Source organism: Caulobacter sp. S45 (assembly GCF_009765965.1).
Taxonomy (GTDB): domain Bacteria; phylum Pseudomonadota; class Alphaproteobacteria; order Caulobacterales; family Caulobacteraceae; genus CAHJWH01.
In genome coordinates, this window is the sequence record NZ_LMUL01000010.1 from 358,668 (window position 1) to 371,131 (window position 12,464).

The window sequence follows — 12,464 nt, forward strand, 5'->3', positions numbered from 1 at the left end:
CGAGAGGCCGTCGCTTTGGCGCGCCGGGCCGATGCGCTGGAGGGCGTGCGAGAGCTGGGCTTCGAGGCCCTCCTGCTCCCGCCCGAGGTCTGGGCGGCCTGCACCGGTGCTTCGACCCTCGACCCTGGCGTCCTCTCGTTCGCGGCGCTGCGTGATCTGGCGCAATCGCTGTCGACGGCGGGATTGGGCGTTTTCCTGGACGTCGATCTGGGCGCCTTGCCCCTCGAACATCCGCTAGTCCAGGCCCATCCGGACGCTTTCGCGATCCGACCGATCACCGAGGAGCTGGCCTCGATCGATCCGCGCCGGCGAGCGGCGGCGAGCGGGCAGGCGCGCATGCGGCGTCGGACGGCGGAAACGGCGCTCCTGCTCGATTGGGCCGCCTCGACCCTGGGCGAAGCGTTCGGGGCCGGGGTGCGGGGCGTGCGCTTCCTATCGCCGGCCGGCTTCGAGCCGGCCTTCTGGACCGCCCTGACCGAGCGGGTCGGAGCGACGGCGATGGAAGCGACCTTCATTGCCGCCACGGCGGGGCTCGACCGGCCGTCCGTGCTGGCGCTTGACGGTTGCGGGTTCGACTATCTGACTTCGTCGCTGGCCTGGTGGGACGCGCGCGCCCCCTGGCTGATCGAGGAGTACGAAGCCTTGCGGCGGATCGCGCCGCTGATCGCCGACTTCGGCGACACGGCCGAGGGCGCGCCGCGCGTCCAGGCCTCGCCCGCCGCCTATGCGCGTTCGCTCCATCTGGCGGCCGCGATGGGCGCGGGCGCGATCGTCCCGATGAACGGAACGGCGGAGGGCGGCGATCTGCCGATCCTCGCCGAAGCCATGCGCGCGGCCAATCGCCAGACGGTCGAACTCTCCGGCTTCGATGGCGAGATGCGACTGCTCACCGGCGCGGGAAGTCCGGCGACGGCCTTGCTGCGCGCGGCAGGGCCGGACCTGCGCGCCGCCGATACGGCCCTGCTTGTATTGGTCAATCCGGACCTGGACCGGCCGGCCTCGTTCTCAAGCGCCGATCTCGGGCCGCTGGGCGCGATGTTCGGACCCTATGCGCGTATCGATGGCGAGGGCGAGCCGTTCGCGCCCCTGGAACCGGGCCAAGTGCGGCTGCTAACGGCGGGTCGGCAAACGCCGATCCTGATCGCCAGCAAGGGCGGCAAGGCCGGCGCGAAAGCCGCAGCGGAGGCTCCGCGCATCGCTATCGAGGCGCTGTCGCCCTCCGTCGACGGCGGACGGTTCGCGGTCAAGCGCACGGCGGGCGATCCGGTGGTGATCGAGGCCGACATCTTCGCGGACGGGCACGAACAACTCGCAGCCGAACTGCTGTGGCGCCCCGTCGACGCCGAGGATTGGCGCCCGGTGCGGATGGAGCCGCTGGGCAACGACCGCTGGCAGGCCGAGTTCACCCCTGAGCGGATGGGTCGCCACCTGTTCGCCGTCGAGGCCTGGCTGGATCGGTTCGGCGGTTTGCGTCGCGACTTCGCCAAGAAGCTGGCGGCTGGCGTGGCGAGTCCCGTCGACGTCCAGGAAGCCATGATGCAGGTCCAGGCCGCGCGCGACCGCAGCGGCGCCGGGTTGCGGCTGGCCTTGGGCGAGATGCTGGCCGACCTGGACGCGGCGAACGAGGCCGCCAAGGCCGAGCTGTTGCTCTCGCCCGACCTGGCGCGGCTGATGGACCGGGCGGACGCGCGGCCGTTCAGCGTGCGCGGCGAACTTCAGGCGTTGGACGCCGAGCGGTTGGGCGCGCGGTTCGCCAGCTGGTACGAGCTGTTCCCCCGCTCCCAGACCGACGACCCCGCGCGTCACGGCACGTTCGACGACGTGATCGCGCGCCTGCCGGCGGTGCGGGCCATGGGCTTCGACGTGGTCTACTTCCCGCCGATTCACCCGATCGGGCGCAAGAACCGCAAGGGCCGCAACAATAGCCTGACCGCCGGCCCCGACGATCCCGGCAGCCCCTACGCCATCGGCTCGGAAGAGGGCGGCCATGACGCGGTGCATCCCGAACTCGGCGGGCTGGAAGGGTTCGAGCGCCTGATCGCCGCCGCCCGCCAGCAGGGACTGGAAGTGGCGCTGGACTTCGCCATCCAGTGCGCCCCCGACCATCCCTGGCTCAAACAGCACCCAGGCTGGTTCGATTACCGGCCCGACGGCACGATCAAGTATGCCGAGAACCCGCCCAAGACGTACGAGGACATCGTCAACGTCGACTTCTACAAGCCAGATTCCGTTCCTGGCCTGTGGCTGGCGCTGCGCGACGCGGTGCTGTTCTGGGCCGAGCGGGGCGTGCGCCTGTTCCGGGTCGATAACCCCCACACCAAGCCGCTGCCGTTCTGGGCGTGGATGATCGCCGACGTGCGCGGCCGCTATCCGGATGCAGTGTTCCTGGCCGAGGCCTTCACCCGGCCCAAGGTGATGTACCGCCTGGCCAAGGTCGGCTTCTCGCAGTCCTACACCTACTTCACCTGGCGCCACACCAAGGCGGAGCTGACCGACTACCTGGTCGAGCTGACCACTACCGCGCCCAAGGAGTTCTTCCGGCCGCACTTCTTCGTCAACACGCCCGACATCAACCCCTACTTCCTGCAGAGCTCGGGACGTTCGGGTTTCCTGATCCGCGCGGCGCTGGCGGCGACGCTGTCGGGCCTGTTCGGGGTCTATTCCGGCTTCGAGCTGCTGGAGGCCGATCCGGTGCCCGGCAAGGAGGAGTACAAGGACTCCGAGAAGTACGAGATCAAGCCGCGCGACTGGAACCAGCCCGGCAATATCATCGCCGAGATCACCCGGCTGAACGCCATCCGCAAGGCCAACCCGGCGCTGCAGACCCACCTGGGCGTGATCTTCTACAAGGCGTTCAACGACAGTGTGCTCTACTTCGGCAAGGCGACGGCGGCCAAGGCCGACATGGTGCTGGTCGCCGTCAACCTCGATCCGCACAACGCCCAGGCGTTCGACTTCGAGATCCCGCTCTGGGAATGGGGCCTGCCCGACGACGGCGCGCTGGAGGTGGAGGACCTGCTGCGCGACAGCCGCTTCACCTGGCGCGGCAAGGTCCAGCGCATGACGCTCACACCCGACCAGCCCTACGCCATCTGGCGTGTCCAGCCCCTCCGCCAGGCCTGACGTGACCCGCACCCCCGACCCCATGCCCGAAGTCTCTCCGGCCTCCACCATCGCCGCCGATCCCCTGTGGTACAAGGATGCGGTCATCTACCAGCTGCACCTGAAGTCGTTCTTCGACGCCAACAACGACGGCGTCGGCGACTTCCCCGGCCTGATCTCCAAGCTGGATTACATCGCCGAACTGGGCGTCACCGCGATCTGGCTGTTGCCCTTCTACCCATCGCCCCGCCGCGACGACGGCTACGACATCGGCGAGTATCGCGGCGTCCATCCCGAATACGGGGTGATGGACGACGTGCGTCGCTTCATCGCCGAGGCCCATGCGCGGGGCATCCGGGTCATCACCGAGCTGGTGATCAACCACACCTCCGACCAGCATCCCTGGTTCCAGGCGGCGCGCGCTGCGCCGGCCGGTTCGCCGGAGCGGGACTTCTACGTCTGGTCCGACGACGACCACCGCTGGTCCGACACCCGCATCATCTTCCTGGACACCGAGAAGTCGAACTGGACCTGGGACCCGGTGGCCAAGGCCTATTTCTGGCACCGCTTCTACTCGCACCAGCCAGACCTGAACTTCGACAACCCGGTGGTGCTGGCCGAGGTGCTGGACGTGATGAAGTTCTGGCTGGAGGCGGGGGTGGACGGCCTGCGCCTGGACGCCATCCCCTATCTGGTCGAGCGCGACGGCACCTCCAACGAGAACCTGCCCGAGACCCACCACATCCTCAAGCGCATCCGCGCCGAGCTGGACGCCACCTTTCCGGACCGCATGCTGCTGGCCGAGGCCAACATGTGGCCGGAGGATACCCAGCAATACTTCGGCGACGGCGACGAATGCCACATGGCCTTCCACTTCCCGCTGATGCCGCGGATGTACATGGCGATCGCCCAGGAGGACCGCTTCCCGATCACCGACATCATGCGTCAGACCCCGGACATCCCGGAGGCCTGTCAGTGGGCCATCTTCCTGCGCAACCACGACGAGCTGACCCTGGAAATGGTCACAGACCAGGAGCGCGACTACCTGTGGGAGACCTACGCGTCGGATAAGCGCGCGCGGATCAACCTGGGCATCCGCCGCCGCCTGGCTCCGCTGATGCAGCGCGACCGCCGGCGGGTCGAGCTGATGAACTTCCTGCTGCTGACCATGCCGGGCACGCCGGTGCTCTACTATGGCGACGAGATCGGCATGGGCGACAACATCCACTTGGGCGACCGGGACGGGGTGCGCACGCCGATGCAGTGGTCCAGCGACCGCAACGGCGGCTTCTCCCGCGCCGACCCGGCCGAGCTGACCCTGCCGGCGATCATGGACCCGCTGTACGGCTTCCAGGCCGTCAACGTGGAGGCCCAGTCGCGCGACAGCCATTCGCTGCTCAACACGCTGCGGCGGATGCTGGCCGTGCGCAAGCAACGCCAGGTGTTCGGACGCGGCGCCCAGCGCTTCCTCAAGCCGCAGAACCGCAAGGTGCTGGCCTATCTGCGCGAGTACGAGGGCGAGACCATCCTGTGCGTGGCCAACATGGCGCGCACCGCCCAGGCGGTGGAGCTGGAGCTGTCGGAGTTCGCCGGCCGCACGCCGCTGGAGCTGACCGGCCGCACCCCGTTCCCGACCATCGGCCAACTGACCTACCTGCTGACCCTGCCGCCCTACGGCTTCTACTGGTTCCAGCTCAGCGAGGACATCGCCCCGCCGGCCTGGAGCACCGCCAGCGCCGGCATGCCCGAGCACCACACCTTCGTCTTGCGCGGCGAGCTGTCCGATCTGCTCGGCTATCCCAGCCGCAGCGTGCTGGAGACCGAGATCCTGCCGTCCTATGTCGCGGCGCGGCGCTGGTTCCAGGGTAAGGACGCGACAGTCCAGAGCGCCGTCGTCCGGCGCGCCTCGTCCCTTCCGGGCGGCGGCGACCAGTTCCTGGCCGAGGTGGAGGTCGAGACGGCCCTGGGGCGCGGGCTCTATCAGGTGCCGCTGGGCGTGGCCTGGGAGGACGAGGTCTCCGGCCCGTTCGCCCCCAATTTGGCGCTGGCCCGGGTGCGGCGGGGCCGGCGCGTTGGGCTGCTGACCGACGCCTTCGCCACGCCGGGCTTCGTGCGGTCGCTGATCATGGGGTTGCGGTCGGGAGAGGACATCGCCACCGACGCCGGGACGCTGCGCTTCCGTCCCGAGCCGGGCTTCGACCTGCCGGTGGACGCGGAGTTGGAATGGCTGGCCGCCGAGCAGAGCAATTCCAGCCTGAAGATCGGCTCCCAAGCCGTGCTGAAGCTGCTGCGCCGCACCGAGGCGGGCGTGCATCCCGAGCCGGAGATGACCCGCGAGCTGGCCCGTCGCGGCTTCGCCAACGCCGCGCCGCTGCTGGGCGAGGTGGTCTGGAACGACGCCGACGGATCGCCGCGCACCCTGGTGGTGGTGCAAGGCTTCGTGGAGAACCAGGGCGACGGTTGGGGTTGGACGGTCGAGTACCTGGGCCGCATCCTGCACGACCACGGCCAGGATTCCGTTGTCGCCGAGGAGAAGCCCGGCTTCGAGAGCTACGAGAACTTCGCCCACGTGCTGGGCCGAAGGCTTGCCGCCATGCATGCCGTGCTGGCCGAGCCGAGCGACGATCCGGCCTTCGCGCCCGAACCGGCGGGCGAGACTGATGTGGCGGAATGGACCCGCCGGGTCGGCGGCCAGGTGGCGGGTGCGCTCGACCTGCTGACTGCGCGCGTCGAGGACCTGCACGACCCCGAAGCCGTGCGCGAGGTGCTCGCCCGCCGCACGGACCTGCTGACGGCCATTGCGGGACAGGCGAAGGCGGGGCTGGGCGCGCCGCGCACGCGTATCCATGGCGACCTGCATCTCGGCCAGGTCCTGGTCACTGGCGGCGACGTGGTGATCATCGACTTCGAGGGCGAGCCGGCCAAGACCATGGAGGCGCGCCGGCTCAAGGACAGCCGCTGGCGCGACGTGGCCGGCATGCTGCGCTCGTTCGACTACGCCGCCGCCGTGGCCGCCGCCAAGGACGAGCAGGGCCGCACCGGGGCTGGCGACGTGCGCACTGGCGAACTGCTGGACCAGTTCCGCGAGGTCGCCGTGGCCGCCTTCCTGGAAGGCTATTCGGAAGAGGGCCTCGATCCCGACCCCGGCCTGCTCGATCTGTTCCTGCTGGAGAAGGCGGCCTACGAGCTCGCCTACGAGGCCGCCAACCGGCCCGACTGGCTGCGTATCCCGGCGCGGGGGCTGATCGCCATCGCCGGCCGGCTCCTTTCGAAAGCCGCCTCATGAATCCGCTCGACGCCGCCGCCGCCGAACTGATCGAGGGCCGGCTGACCGATCCGTTCGCCTTCCTCGGCCCCCACGAGGCTGCCGAGGGGCGCGTCGTGCGCACCTTCCAGCCGGGCGCCGAGGCGGTCGAGGTTCTCGCCCGCGACGACGGGCGCGTGCTGGGCGAACTGGCGGCGGGGCAGGGCGGCCTGTTCGCCGGCGCCGTGAGCGAAGCGGTCCCCTACGTCCTGCGCGTCCGCTGGCCCGGCGCGGTGCAGGAGACCGAGGACCCCTACGCGTTCGGCCTGGGGCTGGGCGATCTGGACCTGCACCTGTTCAGCGAGGGCCGTCATTGGGACCTGGCGCGGCGCATGGGCGCCCAGCCGACCGAGATGGACGGCGTGAGCGGCGTTTCGTTCTCGGTCTGGGCGCCGGATGCGCGCCGAGTTTCTGTGATCGGCGACTTCAACACCTGGGACGGTCGCCGCCACCCCATGCGGTTGCGCCATGGGGCCGGGGTGTGGGAGCTGTTCACGCCGCGCCTGGAGCCGGGCGCGCGCTACAAGTTCGAGATCGTCGGCGCGGACGGCGTCGCGCGCCAGAAGGCCGACCCGCTTGCCCGCGCTACCGAACCGCCGCCCGCCACATCGTCGGTGGTGGCCGCCGCGCCGGACTTCGCCTGGACCGACGGCGACTGGATGGCCTCGCGCGGACAGGCCCAGGCGCCGACCGCGCCGATCTCGATCTACGAGGTTCACGCCGGCTCGTGGCTGCGGCCCGAGGGGAATTTCGAGGGCGTGCTGGACTGGGCAGCGCTCGGCGAGCGGCTGGTCCCCTATGCGGCCGGGATGGGCTTCACCCATATCGAGCTGCTGCCGATCATGGAGCATCCGTTCGGCGGCTCCTGGGGCTACCAGCCCCTATCGCAGTTCGCGCCCAGCGCCCGCTATGGTTCGCCCGAGGACTTCGCCCGCTTCGTCGACACCTGCCACCGCTTCGGCGTCGGGGTGATCCTGGACTGGGTGCCGGCCCACTTCCCGACCGACGCCCACGGCCTCGCCCGGTTCGACGGCACGGCCCTGTACGAGCACGCCGACCCGCGGGAGGGGTTCCACCAGGACTGGAACACCCTGATCTACAATCTCGGCCGGCGCGAGGTGGCGGGGACGCTGATCGCCAGTGCGCTGTGGTGGCTGGAGGTCTTCCATGTCGACGGCCTGCGCGTGGATGCGGTGGCCTCGATGCTCTACCGCGACTACAGCCGCAACGCCGGGGAATGGGTGCCCAACCAGTTCGGCGGACGCGAGAACCTGGAGTCGATCGACTTCCTGCGCCGGCTGAACACCGTCGTCGCGGAGCGTTGCCCCGGCGCGATCACGCTGGCGGAGGAGTCCACCGCCTGGCCCGGCGTCTCGGCCCCGGTGCACGAAGGCGGGCTGGGCTTTTCCTACAAGTGGAACATGGGCTGGATGCACGACACGCTCAGCTACATGGAGCGCGATCCGCTGTATCGGGCGTGGCACCACAGCGAGCTGACCTTCGGGCTGATCTACGCCTTTTCGGAGAAGTTCGTGCTGCCGCTGTCCCACGACGAGGTGGTGCACGGAAAGGGCTCGCTGCTCGGCAAGATGCCCGGCGATCCGTGGCGCAAGATGGCCAATCTGCGCGCCTACCTGGCCTTCATGTGGGCCCATCCCGGCAAGAAGCTGCTGTTCATGGGCATTGAGCTGGCCCAGTCGCGCGAATGGAACCACGACGGCGAGCTGGACTGGGGCCTGCTGGAGCAGGGCGACCATGCCGGCGTCCAGCGGCTGGTGCGCGACCTGAACCGGCTCTACGCCGCCGAACCGGCCCTGCACCGCACCGACGTGGAGCCGTCCGGCTTCCGCTGGATCGTCGGCGACGACCAGGCCAACAGCGTGTTCGTCTTCCTGCGCTCGGCGCCCGGCGCCCAGCCCCTGCTGTTTGCGGTCAACATGACGCCGGAGCCGCGCTGGGCCTATCGCGTGGGCGCGCCCATGGCCGGGACCTGGCGCGAGGCGCTCAACACCGACGCGCAAAGCTACGGCGGCGGGAACATCGGCTCGGGCGGAACCGTTGAAGCCCGACCCGAGCCCCTGCACGGGCAGCCCTGCTCGCTGGAGCTGACGCTGCCGCCGCTGGGCGCGGTCGTTCTGAAATACGAGGGCTAAGCTGCGTGACGATCATTCCCGACCGCCTGGATGCGGGCCTGCCCTATCCGTTGGGCGCCACCTTCGACGGCCTTGGGGTCAACTTCGCGGTGTTCTCGGCCAACGCCGAGCGCATCCAGCTCTGCCTGTTCGAGCAGACCGGCCGGCGCGAGATCGCGCGGATCGACCTGCCGCAATGCACCGACGAGGTCTGGCACGGCTATCTGCCCGGCGCCTATGACGGTCTGCTCTACGGGTTCCGCGCCCACGGGCCCTATGCGCCGCAGGACGGCCACAGGTTCAATCCGAACAAGCTGCTGCTCGATCCCTACGCCAAGGGTCTGGCCGGGGCGGTGCGCTGGACCGACGCCCTGTTCGGCTACCGGGTGAACTCGCCGCGCCACGACCTGTCCTTCGACCGCCGCGACAGCGCGCCGGCCATGCCCAAGGCGGTGGTGGTCTCCTCAAGTTTCGACTGGCAGGACGACAAGCCGCTCAACACGCCCTGGTCGGACACGGTGATCTACGAGGTCCACGTGCGCGGCCTGACCAAGCTGCTCAGCGACGTGCGACCGCCCGAACAGGGCACCTTCGCCGCCCTGGCCGATCCCGCGGTCATCCAGCATTTCCAGCGCCTGGGCGTCACCGCCGTCGAGCTGCTGCCGATCCACGCCTACGTGCAGGACCGTTTCCTACAGGAGAAGGGGCTGACCAACTACTGGGGCTACAACACGCAGTCCTTCTTCGCGCCCGAGCCGCGCTACATGGCCAGCCAGGACTTGAACGAGCTGCGCCTGGCCATCCGCCGGCTGCACGCCGCCGGCCTCGAAGTGCTGCTGGACGTGGTCTACAACCACACCGCCGAGGGCAGCGAGCAGGGCCCGACCATGTCGTTCCGCGGCCTGGACCACGCCAGCTATTACCGCCTGGTCGAGGGCCAGCCGCGCTACTGCGTCAACGACACCGGCACCGGCAACACGCTCAACACCTCCCACCCGCGCGTGTTGCAGATGGTCGCCGACAGCCTGCGCTACTGGGTCGAGGAGTTCCACGTCGACGGCTTCCGCTTCGACCTGGGCATGACGCTGGGGCGCTCGCCGGGCGGCTTCGACCCCTCCCACGGCTTCTTCCAGGTGTTGCGCCAGGACCCGGTGCTGTCGAAGGTCAAGCTGATCGCGGAACCCTGGGACGTCGGGCCGGGCGGCTATCAGCTCGGCGCCTTCCCGCCGGGCTTTTCGGAGTGGAACGACAAGTTCCGCGACGGCGTGCGGCGCTACTGGCGCGGCGATCCTGGCATGCGGCCCGAGCTGGCGGCGCGACTGGCGGGCTCGGCGGACCTGTTCAACCGCCGCAAGCGACGGCCGTGGGCGTCGATCAACTTCCTGTCCAGCCACGACGGCTTCACGCTGAACGACACGGTCTCCTACGAGCATCGCCACAACGAGGCCAACGGCGAGGACAACCGCGACGGTCATAGCGAGAACTATTCCGACAACTGGGGCGTGGAGGGCGAGACCGAGGACGCCGGAATCCAGATCGTGCGCGACAAGGTCCGCCGCTCGATGCTGGTCAGCCTGTTCACCAGCCTGGGCGCGCCCATGCTGCTTGGCGGCGACGAGTTCGGCCGCACCCAGAAGGGCAACAACAACGCCTACTGCCAGGACGACGAACTGTCGTGGTTCGACTGGGACCTGATCCGCTCGCCGGAAGGCGGGGCATTGACGGACTTCATCGCCCGGCTGATCCGGTTGCGGCGCGAGCACCCGGTGCTGGCCTGCAAGGACTTCCTGCACGGCGATAAGGAATTGATCCCCGGCGTGCGCGAGATCGACTGGTTCGACGAGCGTGGAGCCAACCTGTCGCCCGATGACTGGCGCAATCCGGAGGGACGCGCCCTGGTCATGCGCCGCGCGGTGCGCGTGCCGGGCGGCGTGCAGGTCGCCACCCTGCTGATGAACGGGGGCGGGACGCCGATGAGCTTCCGCCTGCCGCCGCCGACCGATTTCAAGCGGGTGGTGATGCTGGACAGCGCCGATCCCGGCGTCAGCGAGCGCGATATGCAGGGCGACGACGTCTATGAGGTGCAGGACCGCGCCGCGGTGCTGATGATCGGCCTGGCCAAGGCGTCATGACGGGCCCGGCGCCCCGGCCGAGGTTCGGCGCGGTCCCTATCGGCCCTGACCGCACCCGCTTCGGACTCTGGGCGCCGGCGTTGTCGCAAGCCTCGGTCGAGATCGAGGGGCAGGCGCCGGTTCCGATGCAGGCGCTGGAAGAGGGGTGGTTCGAAGCTGAGGCGGCTTGCGGTCCCGGCGCCCGCTATCGCTTCCGTGTCGGCCCCGACCTGCTGGTTCCGGACCCCGCGTCGCGCGCGCAGGCCGGCGATGTGGACGGTCCCAGCCTGGTGGTCGATCCCGAAAGTTACGCTTGGCGCACCGAGGGCTGGAAGGGTCGGCCCTGGGAGGAGACGGTGGTCTGCGAGGTCCATGCGGGGCTGATGGGCGGCTTCGCGGGCGTCGCCGAGCGGTTGCCGGCCCTGGCCGAGCTGGGCGTGACCGCGATCGAGCTGATGCCGATCGCCGACTTCGCGGGCGCGCGCAACTGGGGTTACGATGGGGTGCTGCCCTATGCGCCCGACGCGGCTTACGGCTCGCCTGACGACTTGAAGGCCCTGGTGGACCGGGCGCACGAGCTGGGCCTGATGATCTTCCTGGACGTGGTCTACAACCACTTCGGCCCGGCCGGGAACTATCTGCACGCCTATGCGCCGCAGATGTTCGACGAGAGTCGCCATACGCCCTGGGGCGGCGCGATCGACTTCGCCCGGCCCGAGGTGCGGCGCTTCTTCACCGAGAATGCGCTGATGTGGATGATGGACTACCGCTTCGACGGGCTGCGCCTGGACGCCGTCCACGCCATCTCACGGCAGGACTGGCTGCCCGAGATGGCCGAGGCGGTGCACAAAGCCGCGGGTCCCGACCGCCATGTCCACCTGATGCTGGAGAACGAGGCCAACACCGCCAGCCTGCTCGGCGGCCCGCCGAAGTTCGACGCCCAGTGGAACGACGACTTCCACAATGTGCTGCACGTGCTGCTGACCGGGGAGAGCGGGGCCTACTACCGGGACTTCGCCGACGATCCGGCGGCCAGGCTGGCGCGTTGCCTGGGGGAGGGGTTCATCTACCAGGGCGAGCCGTCGCCGAACCATGACGGCGCCCCGCGCGGCGAGCCGAGCGCGCATCTGGGACCCACGAACTTCATCAGCTTCCTGCAGAACCACGACCAGATCGGCAACCGGGCGATGGGCGAGCGGCTGACCGTCCTGGCCGATCCGGCGGCGCTGCGGGCCGCGACCGCCCTGCTGCTGCTCTGCCCGCAAATCCCTTTGATCTTCATGGGCGACGAGATCGGGGCGATGACGCCGTTCCTGTTCTTCACCGATTTCGACGGAGGCCTGGCCGACGCCGTGCGCGAGGGCCGGCGCAAGGAATTCGCCAAGTTCCCCGCATTCTCCGATCCGGCCAAGCGCGCACGCATCCCCGATCCGAACGCCGTCGCCACCTTCGAAGCCTCCAAGGTCAGCGAGAACGTGGAAAGCGATGCATGGCGCGCCCTGTATTGCGATCTGCTGCGGCTACGGCGCGAACATGTGGTCGGCGGCCTGAAAGGCGCCCGCACCCTGGGCGCCGAGGTCGTCGGCGACAAGGCGGTGAAGGCGCGGTGGCGGCTGGGCGACGGGCGGACCTTGATGCTGGCGCTGAACCTCGGCGGCGCCGATGTTCAGCTCGATGCTCCGGACGAGCCGCCGCTGTATCTGATCGGGTTGGACGCCGGAGTGGCCGCGACGACGCTGTCGCCGGCCAGTTTCGTCGCCTGGCTGTCGGAGGCGGAGCATGGCTGAGCCGACAAGGGCCAGGATGGCTATCCGC

General features: G+C 69.5%; 5 protein-coding genes. All 5 read left to right on the plus strand.

The genetic code is table 11. From position 1 onward, the window contains the following. Window positions 1–15 precede the first annotated feature (15 nt). Genes GSQ87_RS06175 through treZ form a run of 5 tightly spaced genes read left to right on the plus strand, consistent with a single transcriptional unit; the run spans window position 16 to window position 12,436 of the window. Window positions 16–3,123, plus strand: a complete 3,108-nt coding sequence (locus GSQ87_RS06175; protein WP_158914316.1) for a maltotransferase domain-containing protein — start codon at window positions 16–18, stop codon at window positions 3,121–3,123. Beyond that, window positions 3,098–6,388: a maltose alpha-D-glucosyltransferase gene (gene treS / locus GSQ87_RS06180; RefSeq protein WP_174241404.1), complete on the plus strand. Its 3,291-nt coding sequence runs from the start codon at window positions 3,098–3,100 to the stop codon at window positions 6,386–6,388. Before GSQ87_RS06175 ends, treS begins: the two co-directional genes overlap by 26 nt. Then, entirely contained in the window at window positions 6,385–8,559 is a 2,175-nt protein-coding gene (gene glgB / locus GSQ87_RS06185) for a 1,4-alpha-glucan branching protein GlgB (RefSeq protein ID WP_158914318.1), read from the plus strand. Before treS ends, glgB begins: the two co-directional genes overlap by 4 nt. 5 nt (window positions 8,560–8,564) lie before the next feature. Then, the gene (gene glgX / locus GSQ87_RS06190; RefSeq protein WP_158914320.1) at window positions 8,565–10,670 is read left to right on the plus strand and encodes a glycogen debranching protein GlgX; all 2,106 of its coding nucleotides are present in this window, start codon (window positions 8,565–8,567) and stop codon (window positions 10,668–10,670) included. Continuing rightward, on the plus strand, window positions 10,667–12,436 hold the full coding sequence (treZ, locus tag GSQ87_RS06195; RefSeq protein WP_158914322.1) for a malto-oligosyltrehalose trehalohydrolase: 1,770 nt from the start codon (window positions 10,667–10,669) through the stop codon (window positions 12,434–12,436). Before glgX ends, treZ begins: the two co-directional genes overlap by 4 nt. Window positions 12,437–12,464: the final 28 nt, after the last annotated feature.